The 15,208-nt window shown below is 74.7% G+C and carries 13 protein-coding genes; 7 read left to right on the forward strand and 6 right to left on the reverse strand.

The window, feature by feature from the left end; genetic code table 11:
* The first annotated feature begins 18 nt into the window (after positions 1-18).
* Together PSQ21_RS29700 and PSQ21_RS29705 are read left to right on the forward strand one after the other, a co-directional pair.
* Positions 19-1,221, forward strand: coding sequence for a glycine C-acetyltransferase (locus PSQ21_RS29700; protein ID WP_274034380.1), 1,203 nt, complete (start codon positions 19-21; stop codon positions 1,219-1,221).
* A gap of 48 nt (positions 1,222-1,269) precedes the next feature.
* Positions 1,270-2,193: a LysR family transcriptional regulator gene (locus PSQ21_RS29705; RefSeq protein ID WP_274034381.1), complete on the forward strand. Its 924-nt coding sequence runs from the start codon at positions 1,270-1,272 to the stop codon at positions 2,191-2,193.
* A gap of 60 nt (positions 2,194-2,253) precedes the next feature.
* Here PSQ21_RS29705 and PSQ21_RS29710 read toward each other — a convergent pair whose 3' ends face one another.
* Entirely contained in the window at positions 2,254-3,135 is an 882-nt protein-coding gene (locus PSQ21_RS29710; protein ID WP_274034382.1) for a phytanoyl-CoA dioxygenase family protein, read from the reverse strand.
* A gap of 104 nt (positions 3,136-3,239) precedes the next feature.
* Between PSQ21_RS29710 and PSQ21_RS29715 the strand changes: the two genes are divergently transcribed.
* Positions 3,240-4,244 carry a LacI family DNA-binding transcriptional regulator gene (locus tag PSQ21_RS29715; RefSeq protein WP_274034383.1) on the forward strand — a complete coding sequence of 335 codons (1,005 nt, stop codon included), beginning with the start codon at positions 3,240-3,242 and terminating at the stop codon, positions 4,242-4,244.
* Between the two features lie 115 nt (positions 4,245-4,359).
* On the opposite strand, the gene PSQ21_RS29720 is transcribed toward PSQ21_RS29715, so the two are convergent.
* Entirely contained in the window at positions 4,360-7,083 is a 2,724-nt protein-coding gene (locus tag PSQ21_RS29720) for an ABC transporter permease (RefSeq protein WP_274034384.1), read from the reverse strand.
* Positions 7,080-7,790, reverse strand: a complete 711-nt coding sequence (locus PSQ21_RS29725; protein ID WP_274034385.1) for an ABC transporter ATP-binding protein — start codon at positions 7,788-7,790, stop codon at positions 7,080-7,082. Before PSQ21_RS29725 ends, PSQ21_RS29720 begins: the two co-directional genes overlap by 4 nt.
* A 167-nt stretch (positions 7,791-7,957) precedes the next feature.
* On the opposite strand from PSQ21_RS29725, the gene PSQ21_RS29730 reads away from it, so the two are divergent.
* Positions 7,958-9,187 (forward strand): sensor histidine kinase, encoded by a 1,230-nt coding sequence (locus PSQ21_RS29730; protein WP_274034386.1) that lies wholly within the window; start codon positions 7,958-7,960, stop codon positions 9,185-9,187.
* On the forward strand, positions 9,175-9,834 hold the full coding sequence (locus PSQ21_RS29735; RefSeq protein WP_274034387.1) for a LuxR C-terminal-related transcriptional regulator: 660 nt from the start codon (positions 9,175-9,177) through the stop codon (positions 9,832-9,834). Before PSQ21_RS29730 ends, PSQ21_RS29735 begins: the two co-directional genes overlap by 13 nt.
* Positions 9,835-9,863: 29 nt before the next feature.
* Here PSQ21_RS29735 and PSQ21_RS29740 read toward each other — a convergent pair whose 3' ends face one another.
* Positions 9,864-10,256 (reverse strand): VOC family protein, encoded by a 393-nt coding sequence (locus PSQ21_RS29740; RefSeq protein WP_274034388.1) that lies wholly within the window; start codon positions 10,254-10,256, stop codon positions 9,864-9,866.
* A gap of 77 nt (positions 10,257-10,333) precedes the next feature.
* On the opposite strand from PSQ21_RS29740, the gene PSQ21_RS29745 reads away from it, so the two are divergent.
* Both PSQ21_RS29745 and PSQ21_RS29750 read left to right on the forward strand, forming a co-directional pair.
* Entirely contained in the window at positions 10,334-10,975 is a 642-nt protein-coding gene (locus PSQ21_RS29745; protein ID WP_274034389.1) for a nucleoside/nucleotide kinase family protein, read from the forward strand.
* A gap of 167 nt (positions 10,976-11,142) precedes the next feature.
* On the forward strand, positions 11,143-12,288 hold the full coding sequence (locus tag PSQ21_RS29750) for an aminopeptidase P family protein (RefSeq protein WP_274034390.1): 1,146 nt from the start codon (positions 11,143-11,145) through the stop codon (positions 12,286-12,288).
* Positions 12,289-12,314: 26 nt separating this feature from the next.
* Here PSQ21_RS29750 and PSQ21_RS29755 read toward each other — a convergent pair whose 3' ends face one another.
* The gene (locus PSQ21_RS29755; RefSeq protein WP_274034391.1) at positions 12,315-13,334 is read right to left on the reverse strand and encodes an aldo/keto reductase; all 1,020 of its coding nucleotides are present in this window, start codon (positions 13,332-13,334) and stop codon (positions 12,315-12,317) included.
* Between the two features lie 93 nt (positions 13,335-13,427).
* A complete protein-coding gene (treZ, locus tag PSQ21_RS29760) occupies positions 13,428-15,188 on the reverse strand; it encodes a malto-oligosyltrehalose trehalohydrolase (RefSeq protein WP_274034392.1) in 1,761 nt (586 codons plus the stop codon).
* Between the last annotated feature and the right edge of the window lie 20 nt (positions 15,189-15,208).

Consider the following 15,208-nt stretch of genomic DNA (forward strand, 5'->3'; position numbering starts at 1 on the left):
ATCTCCTAAGGAATCCGCATGTTCGACTCCGTACGCGACGACCTGCGCACCACCCTCGACGAGATCCGCGCCGCCGGGCTGCACAAGCCCGAGCGTGTGATCGGCACCCCGCAGTCCGCGACCGTGGCCGTCACCTCCGGCGGACGCGCCGGCGAGGTCCTCAACTTCTGCGCCAACAACTACCTGGGTCTCGCCGACCACCCCGAGGTCATCGCCGCCGCCCACGAGGCGCTGGACCGCTGGGGCTACGGGATGGCCTCGGTCCGCTTCATCTGCGGTACCCAGGAGGTCCACAAGGAACTGGAGCAGCGGCTCTCGGCCTTCCTCGGCCAGGAGGACACGATCCTCTACTCCTCCTGCTTCGACGCCAACGGCGGAGTCTTCGAAACGCTGCTGGGCCCGGAGGACGCGGTCATCTCCGACGCCCTCAACCACGCCTCGATCATCGACGGCATCCGGCTCTCCAAGGCGAAGCGCCACCGCTACGCCAACCGCGACATGGCCGACCTGGAGACGCAGCTCAAGGAGGCGTCCGGGGCCCGCCGCCGCCTCGTCGTCACCGACGGCGTCTTCTCCATGGACGGCTACGTCGCCCCGCTCCAGGAGATCTGCGACCTGGCCGACCGCTACGACGCCATGGTCATGGTCGACGACTCGCACGCCGTCGGCTTCGTCGGCCCCGGCGGACGCGGCACGCCCGAACTGCACGGCGTCATGGACCGGGTCGACATCATCACCGGCACCCTCGGCAAGGCGCTGGGCGGCGCCTCCGGCGGTTACGTCGCGGCCCGCGCGGAGATCGTCGCCCTGCTGCGCCAGCGCTCGCGCCCGTACCTCTTCTCCAACTCCCTCGCCCCGGTCATCGCCGCCGCCTCCCTCAAGGTCATCGACCTGCTGGAGTCCGCCGGGGACCTGCGCGAGCAGCTCGCGGCCAACACCGAGCTGTTCCGCACCCGGATGACCGCGGAGGGCTTCGACATCCTGCCCGGCGACCACGCCATCGCCCCCGTCATGATCGGCGACGCGGGCAGGGCGGGCCGGATGGCGGAACTGCTCCTGGAGCGAGGTGTGTACGTGATCGGCTTCTCGTACCCCGTCGTCCCGCAGGGCGCGGCCCGCATCCGCGTCCAGCTCTCGGCCGCGCACTCCACCGCCGACGTCAACCGCGCGGTGGACGCGTTCGTCGACGCGCGGGCCGCCCTGGACGCGGAGGCTGCCTGACCTGCCGACCGGGTCGGGGGCTCCGCCACGACCTGGGACAATGGGCACATGATCGATGCGCGGCGGCTGCGAATCCTCCGTGCGGTGGCCGACCACCGCACGGTGACCGCGGCCGCCGCCGCGTTGTACCTGACGCCCTCCGCCGTCTCCCAGCAGCTCGCGGCCCTGGAGCAGGAGACCGGCCACCGCCTCGTCGAACGCGGTGCGCGCGGGGCCCGGCTCACCGCCGCCGGGGAGATCCTGCTCAGCCACACCAATGTGGTCCTCGCCCAGCTGGAGCGGGCCGAGGCGGAGCTGGCGGACTACAGCGCGGGCGTCGCCGGTACGGTCACGGTCGCCGCGTTCGCCACCGGCATCGGCCTCGTCCTCGCCCCCGCCCTCACCGAGCTGGCCCGCACCGCGCCCGGCATCCGGGTCAGGGTCCAGGACGCGGAGGGCGACGCGAGCGTGCCGATGGTGCTGGACCGGCAGGTGGATGTGGCGGTCGCCGTCGAATACCGGGGCGCGCCCGCCGAGGACGACCGCCGCCTGACCCGCGTCCCCCTGTACTCGGAGCCGTTCGACGCGGTGCTCCCGGTGCACCACCGCCTCGCGGACCAGGCGCAGGTGGCGGTCGCCGACCTCGCGAAGGACCCGTGGATCGGGCCCTACCCGGGCAACCCCTGCCATGACGTGGTGGTCCTGGCCTGCGAGTTCGCCGGGTTCGCCCCCCGCCTCGAACACTCCTCGGACGACTTCCGCGCCGTGGTCGCCCTGGCCGGGGCGGACGCGGGGGTGGCCCTGGTGCCCCGGTCCGCGCTGCGCGGGATGGAGCTGACCGGGGTGGTCGTCCGCCCCGTCGAGGGCAGCGCCCCGACCCGCCGCGTCTTCGCGGCCGTACGGCAGGGGGCCGAGGGCCATCCGCTGATCCGGCCCGTGCTGGACGCGATGGAGGCGGTGGCCGTACGGGAAGCGGGCCTGGCGCGGGTCTGAACGCCGGCCCTGTCCCGGTCCCGGCAGCCCCCTCGATCGGCGATGCGGCGCCCGCCCGGTTCAGGGTGCGCCCATCACCAGACCCTCGATCGTGTGCTTCTGCGTGATGGGCGTCAGTTCGTCGACGACCGGGCAGTCGAGGTGGTCACGGACCCGCTGCGGCAGGCCGTCCCAGAACTGCCGTGAGACAGCGGCGTCGTGGCGGTCGGCATTGTGCGCGTCGGGTCCGTCGAGGCCCAGCACGAGGACGGGCCGGGCCTTGGCCGACTCGTTCCTGGTGCCGCGGTGGATGGTGAGCGCGGAGCGGGCCGAGATGTCGCCGCGCTGCGGATACTTGCGCACCGCGAGCCGCTCGTAGCGGGGGTAGCTCCGGCGGGGCGGGAACATTCCGTGGTCAAAATCGGGTTCGTCGTCCCACTGGGTACCCGGCGCGATCTCGAAGGGGCCCATGTCGGGGCCCGTGTCGACGGCGGTGACGTTGAACGCGAGGGAGGTGAGGCGGCGTTCGGTGCGGGTGGCCGCGGGGATGGGGAAGTCGCGGTGCCACGGCTGGTTCACCGCGCCTTCCAGCGGTACGTCGAATCCGAGCTCGACGATGCGGTAGTCGGGGCCGAGGACCGCGGTGGCCACCGACCGGACCCAGGGATGGTCGACGAGATCGACGAATCCCCGCAACTGCTCGGGGTGGATCTCCACGTAGTAGCGGTGGGGCCCCCGGCCCACCGCGCCGCCCGGCCTGGAACGTGCCTCATCGAACGCGGTCTCGATGTCCTCGCGCAGCCGGTCGGCCCACTCCACGGTGAAGGCCCCTTTCCGCGCGGTGATGCCGTCCGAGTACAGGGCGGCCACGTCCCGTGCCACTTCCACGGGGGCATCGGTGGGGCTGGGCACGGCGTCGACGTCAGCAGTGGTGGACGCGTCGGGGGTGGTGGGCACGGTCATCCTCGCCTTCTTGCGAACGGAGCTTTCGCCCTAACATTTACATCGATGCATGCAACGTTGCAATACTTCGGCGGGAGGCTGGGCGCGCATGACAGGATGCCGGGGTGAGCAGTCGTCTGAAGGATGTGGCCGCCCGGGCCGGGGTCTCCGTACGCACCGTGTCCAACGTGGTCAGCGGATCGGCCCCGGTGGCGGCGGAGACCCGCCGACGCGTACAGGAAGCGATCGACGAACTCGGCTACCGCCCCAACCTCGCTGCCCGGAGCCTGCGGGCCGGCCGCACCGGCATCATCGGTCTGGCCGTCCCCGAACTGGACTCCCCCTACTTCGGCGAACTGGCCGCCCTCCTGCTGGACGAAGCCCGGCGACGGTCGTGGACCGTCGTCATCGACCAGACGCGGGGGGACGCGGAGGCCGAGCGCCGGCTGCTCACGCCGGGCGGCGGACGTGTGGTCGACGGCCTCATCATCAGCCCCTGGGCGCTCGATCCCGCCGAACTCGCGGCCACCGGGCCGACGGTCCCCCTGGTCCTGCTCGGCGAGCGCGGTTCGCACGGAGCGGCCGATCGGGTGGCCGTCGACAACACCGCCGCGGCCGAAGAAGCCACGGACCACCTGATCGGCCTCGGCCGGCGGCGCGTCGCCGCCATCGGCACCCAGCCCCATCTGCACAACGGCACCGCCCGACTGCGCCTGGAGGGCTACCGGCGTGCCCTGGACCGCGCCGGCCTTCCTTGGAGCGAGGAAGCGGAGCGTGCGGTCGTCGCCCTGCACCGGGCGGACGGCGCCCGGGCCATGGGCGAACTGCTGGACGGGCCGGTCGCCCCAGACGCCGTGTTCGCCTTCAGCGACGAACTCGCCCTGGGTGCCCTTCACACAGCCCACCGACGCGGCCTGCGCGTGCCCGAGGACGTCGCGATCGTCGGGTTCGACGACATCGAGGACGGTCACTACAGCAATCCTCCGCTGACCACCGTCTCACCGGCCAAGCGACAGATCGCCGAACGATCCCTGCAATGTCTGGCCGACCGTATCTACAGCCCGGGAAACACGGTTCCCCCGCAGGAGCTCATCGTGCCGCACCGCCTGATGGTCCGCGGCACCACCTGAACCCGACCCGTCCGCCCGGCAGGCCGGAGGGCGCCGCGTCGGTCTGACGCGGACCGGGTGGAACGCCCCCAACCAGGGGCGACCGCACCCTCCGCCCGGCCCTCGGCCCCGCTCCTCACCCCGCCCGGCGTCCCAGGGCGAAGCGTCCCCCGGCCGACGCGGCCGGGACCAGCGTCCCGGCCGCCGCGGCGAGCGCCACCGCCCCCGCGATCACCGCGTAGTGCACCGGCGGGAGATACGGGGCCGTGCCCGCCACCGAGACGGCGAACGCGGTCAGCGGGACCGCCGCCACCGCCGTGCCGATCACCAGCCCGGCGAAGGTGACCAGGCCGGTCTCCAGCACCAGCATCCGCCGGAGCTGCCGGCGCCCCGTGCCGACCATCCGCAGCAGCCGGAACTCGCCCCGCCGGCCGATGGTGATCAGCGCCAGGGTGCTGACCACGGCCAGCAGCGCGAAGCCGCCGATCACCCCGACGCCGATGACGATCATCGCGTTGTCCTCGTCCGACACGGGCGGAGCGATCGCCACGTCGTCGCCCGTGGCGGCCCGCACCGTCACCCCGCCGCCGTACGGAGCCAGCGCCTGCCGCACCGCGGCCGCCGGGTCCGCACCGGGCCCGGCCTCCGTCCGGATCAGGACGGCCTGGTCCCGCGCGGCCGAGACATGGCCCGCCAGCGCCTCGCGCGGGAAGAGGAACTCGCCCAGGCCCAGCTCGTGTTCGTACACCGCGACGACCCGGGGCTCCACCCGCGTACCGTCGCCGAGCCGCAGCGCGACCCGGTCCCCGGGGCCGACGTCCAGGCTCTTCGCCCGGTCCGCCCCGACCGCGACCGTGTCCCGCCCCGTGAGCCGGTCCAGGTCGCCTGCCGTGACGCCGGGGTCGAGCGTGCCGGACAGACCGCGCGCCTCCACACCCAGCACCGGCAGCCGGGTCAGCACCGGCTCGCCGGCCTGCCGGTCGGCCAGGACCACCGCCGAACGCAGCACCCCGGTCGCCGCCGTGACGCCGGGAGCCTCCCGCACCGCCCGGGCCGCCCCGGCGGGCAGCCCCGCCCCGCCGCCCGTCGCCACCAGGTCCGCCCGCAGCGCGGCGGACGCCTGTTGGCCGGCGGCCCGCTCCATCGTCGGCCCCGAGGCCAGCTGCACGCAGACGAACGCGACCACCAGCACGATCGGCGTGAACGCGGTGGCGAGCCGCCGGGTGTGCGCCGAGGCGGCCCGCTCGGCCAGGAACCCCGAGACCCCGCCCGCCTTCCGCAGCGGACGGCCCAGCACGCCCAGGGCGATCCGGGAGATCCGGGGCCCCAGCAGGGCGACCGCGATCACCAGGGACATCGCCGCGCCCGAGGCGGCGGCGCCCGCCGCCTGACCGCTCTGCGTCGCGGCCACGCCCGCCGAGCTGATCCCGGCGAACGCCAGCACCACCCCCGCCACCGTACGGAACCGTCCCGGCTCGCTCGGCTCGTCCGCCGTCGCCGCGCCCAGCGCGGCGGTCGGCCGCAGCCGGGTGACGGACCGGGCGGCGAGCATCGCCACCGGCCGTGCCAGCAGCGCGACCAGCAGCCCGCCGGTCAGCGCCGCGGCGGGCGGCAGCCACCACGGCACCGGCAGCGGCAGCGGACCGGTGGTCAGCAGCGAACGCATCGCGAGACCCAGCGGCACGGCACCGATGCCGCCCAGCAGCGCCGCCGCGGCGGACACCCGGCCCGCCTCCCGGCCGATCGCGGACCGCAGTTGACGGGGAGAGGCACCCACGGCACGCAGCAGCGCCAGCTCCCCGGACCGCTGACGGATCGCCTGGGACAGCGTCGAGGCGATCACGAGGAGCGCCACCATCAGCACGGTGCCGCCGATCGAACCGAGCAGGGCCAGCTGGTCGCCGCGTCCGCCGAGCGCGTCCACCTGCTCGGCCTCCCCGCGCTCCGCACCCGTCAGCACCCGCACGCCCCGGTCGGACCCGGGGACGCCCGAACGCTCCGGCAGCACCGCGCCGATCGCGTCCCGCAGCGCCTCCCGCGAGACGCCCGGCTCCGCGACCACGCCGATCGCGTCGATCCTCCCCGGATGCCCGGCCAGCGCGGTCAGCCGGGGCTCGGTGAAGAACACGGCCGGGGGAGCGTCGCCGCCGTGTCCGGTGCGGGCGATCCCGCTGACGGTGTAGGTCCGGGCGGCTCCGTCGGCCCGCAGCACCACCCGCTCGCCCGGGGTGGGGCCGCCCGCCGCGAGCGCGCCGTCCAGGACGACCTCGGTCGCGTCCTCCGGGGCCCGGCCCTCGGCCAGCTCGTAGCGGGTGAGCGCGGCGGACGGCCAGGAGCGGCCCACCGCGGGCCGCCCGTCGCCCGTGGAGACCGGCACGGAATCGTCCGCGACCGCCTTCGCCACGCCGTCGGCCCCCGCCACCGCGGCCAGCACCGAACTGTCGAGGCGGGCCCGCTCCGGCAGATACGCCGTAGCCGTCTGCGGTTCACTGCCCCACGGCTTCGCCGTGTACGACACCTTCTGGTCCGCCGCCACCACCGCGTCCGCGCCGGCGTACCGCTGCACCGGCGGCGCGGCCACCAGCAACGAGCCGACGACGAACGCGAACGCGCCGACCAGCGCGGCGGCGGCCCCCGTCGCCACGATCACCGCCGCCCAGGCCCGCCGGTGCGTGGCCAGCGACCGCCTGGCCAGGAACGCCGACGCCCGCCGCGATCCCTGCCGCACCCCCAGCGACTCCCGCGCCGCCGTGCTCGTACGTCTTTTCCGTGCTCCCGGCGACTCCTGGGCCGCCGCGCCCGTACGTCCGTTCGCCGCTTCCGACCGCTCCTGGGCCACCGGGCCCGTACGCCTCCTCATCGCAGCCGGCCGCCGTCCATCGTCAGCACGGTGTCGGCCCAGCTCGCCGCCACCGGGTCATGGGTGACCATCACGACCGTGCGGCCCTCGATCCGTACGGCGTCCCGCAGCAGCGCCAGCACCAGCGCGGCGGACTCCGGGTCGAGGGAGGCGGTCGGCTCGTCCGCGAAGATCACCTCGGGCTCCGTCACCAGGGCCCGCGCCACCGCGACCCGCTGCTGCTGGCCGCCCGACAGCGTCGACGGCCCGTCGCCGCCGCGCCCCGCGAGACCCACCCGGGCCAGCAACTCCCGTCCCCGCGCCAGCACATCGGGGCTGCCCGGGTCCGCGCCGCCCAGCACCAGCGGCAGCACCACGTTCTCCTCGATGGACAGCGAGGGCACCAGGTTGAGCGCGTGCGACTGGAAGACGAACCCGATCCGGTCCCGCCGCAGCCGGGTCAGCGCCGCTTCCGAGAGCGACCCGAGATCCGTGCCGGCGATCCTGACCGTGCCCGAGGTCGGCCGGTCCAGGCCCGCCGCGACCTGGAGGAAGGTGCTCTTGCCCGAACCCGAGGGGCCGACCACCGCGGTGAAACTGCCGGCCGGGACCGCGCAGCTGACCCCGTCGAGGGCCGTCGTCCTCCGACTGCTCCCGCGCCGCCCGTAGCTCCGGCTCACCCCCTCCAGACCGAGCGCGGCTCCCTGCTCCACCAACGTCGTACCCACTGTTCGCCTCCACCGTCCCCGTACTGTCTGACCTGCTAGAACGCTAGGAGACGGGGCGTCGCCGGGCGAGGGTGCGCACTACCGGACCGGGGGTGCAGCCAGCTCCACCCCCGGCCGGGGGACCACCCCCCTCCGGCGGCGGGAACGCCCCCGTACCGTGGGCTGCCATGAGCAGCTCCCCACCCGGTCCCCTCACGGTCGCCGTCCGGCGTTCCTGGGACGCCTCGCGCTACCTCCTCATCGGCATCGGGGTCGCGATGCTGACCTACGTCGGCGCGTTCCTGGTCGTGGCGGCCCTCCTGTTCGCCGTCGCGGTCATCGGGCTGCCCGCGCTGCCGGAGGCCGCCACACTGCTGCGCCGGGCCGCCTCGGCCGAGAGCCGCCGGGCGGCGGCCCGGCTCGGACCGGGACACCGCCCCGCCTCGTACCCGCCCCTGGGCGGCGTCGAGCTGACCGAACGGGTCCGGCGGACGCTCACCGACCGGACCACCTGGCGGCTCGCCCTCTGGCTGCCCCTCCAGACCCTCTTCGGCATGGGGCTCGGCTACCTCACGATGATCCTCTGGCCCGTCGCCCTGCTGGTGGACGGCGTCGCGCTGTCCGTCGTGGGACTGGTGGACCGGCACCGGGCCGACGAGTACGGCATCGAGCCGCCCGACCGGCCGGGCTGGGCGCTGCGCTGGCACCCGGTGCTGGCCGACCTCTCGGCGGGCTGGACCATGGCCCTGCTCGCCCCGCCGCCCGCCGCCGAACTCACCGAGCGGATCGCCCACCTCACCGAGAGCCGGGCCGGCGCGGTCGCCGCGCACGGGGCCGAGCTGCGGCGCATCGAGCGGGACCTGCACGACGGCGCCCAGGCCAGGATCGTCGCCCTGTCGATGCGGATCGGGCTCGCCAAGCAACTGCTCGACCGCGATCCGGCCGCCGCGCGGGCCCGCCTGGACGAGGCGCAGGACGGCGCCGACGCCGCGCTCGCCGAGCTGCGGCACGTGGTGCGCGGCATCCACCCGCCGGTCCTCACCGACCGTGGACTGGCCGGTGCGGTACGGGCGTTGGCCGCCGATGTCGCCGTACCCGTCACGGCGGACCTGGACGGGGTGGAGGACGGGAGGCTGCCCGCCGCGATCGAGGCCGCCGCCTACTTCGTGGTCGCCGAGGCGCTCACCAACATCAGCAAGCACAGCGGCGCCACCACCGCCCGGGTCCGCATCGACCGGCCCCCCGGCATCCTGCGGGTGACCATCGGCGACGATGGTCGCGGCGGCGCGGACGAACGCGCCGGCAGCGGGCTGGTGGGCATCCGGCGGCGGGTCGCCGCGCTGGACGGCACCACCCGCGTCAGCAGCCCCGCCGGGGGGCCGACGGACATCGAAGTGGAGCTGCCGTGCGGATCGTGATCGCCGAGGACAACGCCCTCCTGCGCGAGGGCCTCGTCCTCCTGCTCACCAGTTCGGGACACGAGGTGGTGGCCGACGCGGCGGCCGGCCCGGAGATCCTGCCCGCCCTGCTCGAACACCGCCCGGACGTCGCCGTGCTGGACGTACGGCTGCCACCCACCTTCCGCGACGAGGGGCTGCGGGCCGCGATCGCCGCCCGCGCCGAACTGCCCGACCTGCCGATCCTGGTCCTCTCCCAGTACGTCGAGGAGACGTACGCCGCCGAGCTGCTCGCCCGGGGCGCCCGGGGCATCGGCTACCTGCTCAAGGACCGGGTGGGCCGGGTCGAGCAGTTCCTGGAGGCCCTGGACCGGGTGGCGGCGGGCGGCACCGCCCTCGACCCGGAGGTCGTCACGCAGCTCCTCACCCGCAAAGCCTCGGCGGGCCCGCTCCAGAGCCTCACCGCCCGGGAGCGCGAAGTCCTGGAACACATGGCGCAGGGCAAGGCCAACGCCACCATCGCCGCCGAACTCACCGTCTCCGAACGGGCGGTGAGCAAGCACATCGGCTCGATCTTCGCCAAGCTCGGCCTGGAGCCGGACGACGGCGCCGTCCACCGCCGCGTCCTCGCGGTGCTGGCTTACCTGGAGGGCCGGGGCGGACACTGAGACCCGGCCCCGGGCGGCAGCGGGCGGGCTCAGGCGGCCGGCTGGAGCAGGTCCCAGCGGTTGCCGTAGAGGTCCTCGAAGACCGCGACCGAGCCGTACGTCTCGTGCCGGGGCTCCTCCAGGAACCGCACCCCGGCCGCCGTCATCCGGGCGTGGTCGGCCGCGAAGTCCTCGGTGTGCAGGAAGAAGCCGACCCGGCCGCCCGCCTGCGCGCCGATCGCCCGGCTCTGGACCCCGTCCTTCGCGCGGGCCAGCAGCAGCCCCGTGCCGGGCGCGGACCCGCGCGGGCGCACCACCACCCAGCGGGTGCCGTCGCCCCGGTCGGTGTCCTCCACCAGTTCGAAGCCGAGCGCGTCGCGGTAGAACGCGAGGGCCTCGTCGTAGTCGCGGACGACCAGGGTGACCAGGGCGATACGGGACATGGCGGGGGAGTCCTTCCAACGATGCGGTTATACGTAACACTAACGCCGGGGCTCCCCGCCGTCGCACAATGCCCCGCATGGACATCCTGGACGGCACGACCACCGGCGGCCGGGCCGCGCTGACGGACCGGGCCCGCGCCCTCGCGGAGACCGGGAGACGGCGTGTGCTGGGGATCGCGGGTCCGCCCGGAGCCGGGAAGTCCACTCTGGCGGAACGGCTCGTCGCGGCCCTGGGCGGACGCGCCGCCCTCGTCCCGATGGACGGCTTCCATCTCGCCGCCGCCGAGCTGGAGCGCCTCGGCCGCGCCGACCGCAAAGGCGCCCCCGACACCTTCGACGCGGCCGGGTACGCGGCCCTGCTGCGGCGGCTGCGCGCCCCGGACCCGCTGCACGCGGTCTACGCCCCGTCCTTCGACCGGTCGCTTGAGGAGCCGGTCGCGGGTTCGCTGCCCGTACCGCCGGACGTCCCGCTCGTCGTCACCGAGGGGAACTACCTGCTGCTCGACGAGGGCCCCTGGGCCCCGGTGCGCGCCCTGCTGGACGAGGTGTGGTTCCTGGAACCCGACCCGGAGGCGCGGGTGCGCCGGCTCGTCGACCGCCATGTCCGCCACGGCAGGGCCCGGCGCGGCGCGGAGGAGTGGGTGGCCCGGTCCGACGAGGCGAACGCCCGGCTGGTGGCGCGGGGCCGGGACCGGGCGGATCTGATCGTGCGCCTCTGACGGACCGGTTGTCGCCGACGGTGCCCGCCGGCCGTTCGCGACGGCCCGCCGGGCCCCGGTGACCGGCGGGGCGTCGCCGACTTCCACACACTCCGGCAAGCCGGTCGCGCGCGCCCCGCCGGGCGGGCAGGATGCTGTGTGCCGTTTCGCACTGCCAGGAGGTCTTGATGTCCACCCCGAGCTCGTCCGCCCACCAGCCCGCCCCGCCGCCCTTCACCGCCGACGACTACCGGGCCCGGATGGCGCGCGCCGCCGAGTCCGCCGCCGAGGCCGGGCTCGCCGGGGTGATCGTCGCGCCGGGCCCCGACCTCGTCCACCTCACCGGCTACCGCCCCGTGAGCACCGAACGCCTCACCCTCCTCGTGCTGCGGGCCGGCCAGGACCCGGTCCTGGTGGTCCCGACCCTGGAGGCCCCCGACGCGGCCGCCGCCACCGGCGCACCCGCCATCACCCTGCGGGACTGGACCGACGGCAAGGACCCGTACGCGGTGACCGCCCCGCTGCTGGACGCCGAGGGCCGCTTCGCCGTCAGCGACAACGCCTGGGCGATGCACCTGCTCGGCCTGCAACGGGAGCTGCCGGGCACCTCCTACACCGCGCTCACCGAAGCGCTCCCGATGCTCCGCGCGGTGAAGGACGCCGCCGAGCTGGAACGGCTCACCGCCGCCGGTGCCGCCGCCGACGCCACGTACGAGGAGATCCTCAAGGTGCGCTTCTCCGGCCGCCGCGAGGTCGACGTGGCCACCGATCTCGCTGCCCTGCTCCGCGAGTTCGGGCACTCCCAGGTCGACTTCACCGTCGTCGGCTCCGGCCCGAACGGGGCCAATCCGCACCACGAGGCGGGGACCCGCACCATCGAGCGCGGCGACATGGTCGTCCTCGACTTCGGCGGCCTCAAGCACGGCTACGGCTCCGACACCTCCCGTACGGTCCACGTCGGCGAGCCCACCGCCGAGGAGCAGCGGGTCCACGACATCGTCCGCGAGGCCCAGCAGGCGGGCTGCGCCGCCGTGCGGCCCGGTGCCGCCTGCCAGGAGATCGACCGGGCCGCCCGCGCGGTGATCACCGAATTTGGCTACGGCGAGCGGTTCATCCACCGCACCGGCCACGGCATCGGTGTCACCACCCACGAGCCGCCCTACATGATCGAGGGCGAGGAGCAGCCGCTGGTGCCCGGTATGTGCTTCTCCGTGGAGCCGGGCATCTATCTCCCGGGCCGCTTCGGCGTCCGGATCGAGGACATCGTGGCCGTCACCGAGGACGGCGGGCGGCGGCTCAACACCACCGCCCGCGAACTGGCCGTCGTCGAGTAGACGGCTCTTCGGCCGGCGCCCCCGGCTCAGTCGTCGCGCGGCTCCCGGTCACGGAAGCGGTGCAGGACGTCGTACGGGTAGGGCAGCGGCCGGGCGCTCGCCGCGTCCAGCCGCTCGGCCTGCTCCGCCGTCAGCTCCCAGCCCACCGCACCGAGACTGTCGGCCAGCTGCTCCGGAGTCCGGGCCCCGACGATCGGCGCGGTGACGCCGGGGCGGCCGAGCAGCCAGCGCAGCGCGGTCTGCGCCGGGGTGCGGCCCGTCTCCCCGGCCACCGCGACGACCGCCTCCACGACCCGCCAGGTCTCCTCGTTGTCCCGCTCCCGCCAGGCCTCCCGGCCCAGCTCCTCCTGGTAGCGGGCCTCCCGGGTGCCCGGCGCGGCGGCGGTCATCCCGCGCCGGTACTTGCCGGTCAGCCAGCCGCCCTGGAGCGGGCTCCACGGGATGATGCCGACGCCCTCCGCCGCGCTGACGGGGACCAGCTCCCACTCGATCTCCCGCGCCAGCAGGTTGTACAGCGGCTGGAGGGAGACGTACCGTTCCCAGCCGTTGCGGTCCGCGAGGTCCTGGGAGCGCTGGAGCTGGGAGGCCGAGACGTTGCTCGCGCCGAGGTAGCGGACCTTGCCCGCCTTCACCAGCGTGTCCAGGGTGGAGAGGGTCTCCTCGACCGGCGTCGTCGCGTCCCACACATGCGTCTGGTAGAGGTCGATGTGGTCCGTGCCGAGGCGGCGCAGGCTCGCCTCCACCGCCGACACGATGTGCTTGCGGCTCAGGCCGCCCGCGTTCGGGGACTCGCCCATCGTCCCGAACACCTTGGTGGCGATGACGAGATCGTCGCGTCTGCGTCCCTTCAGCCACCGGCCGACGATCTCCTCGGAGACGCCGTGGTTGTACACGTCGGCGGTGTCGACGAAGGTGCCGCCCGCCGCCGTGAACGTGTCGAGGATCCGATGGGCGGCCGCCTCGTCGGTGTCCTGGCCGAACGTCATCGTGCCCAGGCACAGTTCACTGACGCGCAGCCCCGAACGCCCCAGGAATCGCTGCTTCATGGTGTTCCTCTCGTGGTTTCGTGCGCTGTCCCGAACGCTACGGGTTGAAGTGCGCGCGAAGGCAAGGAGACTGACGGGCGGCGCCGATGTCGCTCAGTCGTCGGCCAGTACCACGCACGACTCCGGCGGCAGATGCAGGACCCCGTCCGCCCCCGGGGCCGCCACCGGCTCCCAGGCCGCCAACACCCGCCCACCGGACCGCCGGTGGCGGCCCGAGCCCAGCGGGACGGCGGCCGGCTTGTCCGCGAGGTTCACCGCGATCCGCAGATCGCCCCTGCGGTACGCGAGCCAGCGCGCGTCCTCGTCGAACGCCGTCTTCACCGAGGCCAGGTCGGGATCGTGCAGATCCGGCAACGTACGCCGCAGCGCGATGAGTTCGCGGTACCAGGCGAGCAGACGGGCGTGCGGTCCGCGCTCCGGCTCGGCCCAGTCGAGACAGGACCGGTCCCGGGTCGCGGGGTCCTGCGGGTCGGGGATCTCCTCCTCGGCCCAGCCGTGCGCGCCGAACTCCCGCCGCCTGCCCGCGCGTACGGCCTCGGCCAGCTCCGGGTCCGTGTGGTCGGTGAAGAACTGCCACGGGGTCCGCGCCCCCCACTCCTCGCCCATGAACAGCATCGGGGTGAAGGGGCCGGTGAGCACGAGCGCGGCGGCGCACGCCTGGAGGCCGGGGGACAGGGAGGTGGCCAGCCGGTCGCCGAGCGCCCGGTTGCCGATCTGGTCGTGCGTCTGCGCGTAGCCCACGAAGCGGTGGGCCGGGGTGCGCGTCACGTCGACCGGTCGGCCGTGGGTGCGGCCCCGGAAGCTGGAGAAGGTCCCGTTGTGGAAGAACCCCGACGTCACCGTCTTGGCGAGGGCGGCGAGCGGGGCGCGGGCGAAGTCGGCGTAGTAGCCCTGGGACTCGCCGGTGAGCGCGGTGTGCAGGGCGTGGTGGAAGTCGTCGTTCCACTGGGCGTGCAGCCCGAGGCCGCCGGCCGGACGCGGGGTCGTGGTGCGCGGGTCGCAGAGGTCGGACTCGGCGATCAGCCCGAGCGGCCGGCCCACCTCGACGGCCAGCGCGTCGACCGCCGCCGACAACTCCTCCAGGAAGGTCAGCGCCCGGGTGTCGGCCAGCGCGTGCACCGCGTCGAGCCGCAGCCCGTCGAGCCGGTAGTCGCGCAGCCAGGCCAGGGCGCTGCCCAGCAGGAACGCCCGCACCTCGTCGGAGCCCGGAGCGTCCAGGTTGACCGCCGCGCCCCACGGGGTGTGGTGGGTGTCGGTGAAGTACGGGCCGAAGGCGGGCAGGTGGTTCCCGGACGGGCCCAGGTGGTTGTGGACGACGTCCAGGACCACCCCGAGCCCCAGCCCGTGCGCCGTGTCGACAAAGCGCTTCAGTCCCTCGGGGCCGCCGTACGGCTCGTGCACCGCCCACAGCGAGACGCCCTCGTACCCCCAGCCGTTGACACCCGGGAACGGGCAGACCGGCATAAGCGACACATGGGTGACGCCCAGCCCCGCCAGATGGCCCAGCCGCGCCGCCGCCGCGTCGAAGGTGCCCTCGGGGGTGTACGTCCCCACGTGCAGCTCGTACAGCACCGCGCGGTTCAGCCGCCGCCCCGTCCACGCCTCGCGCCAGGCGTACGCCTCCTGGTCGACGACCGCGCTCGGGCCGTCGGGCCCGTCCGGCTGACGCCGCGAACGGGGGTCCGGCAGCAGCGGTCCGCCGTCCAGCCGGAACCCGTACCGGTCCCCGTCCCAGGCCTCCGCCCCGGCCGTCCACCACCCCTCGCGCCCGGCGTCGCGCTCCATCGGGCACCGGACGCCCGCCGCCTCCAGCACGACCGAGTCCGCCTCGGGGGCCCACACCTCGAACTGCATCCACCACTCCTCGTCCCTGG

This window comes from Streptomyces sp. MMBL 11-1 (assembly GCF_028622875.1).
Lineage (GTDB): Bacteria > Actinomycetota > Actinomycetes > Streptomycetales > Streptomycetaceae > Streptomyces.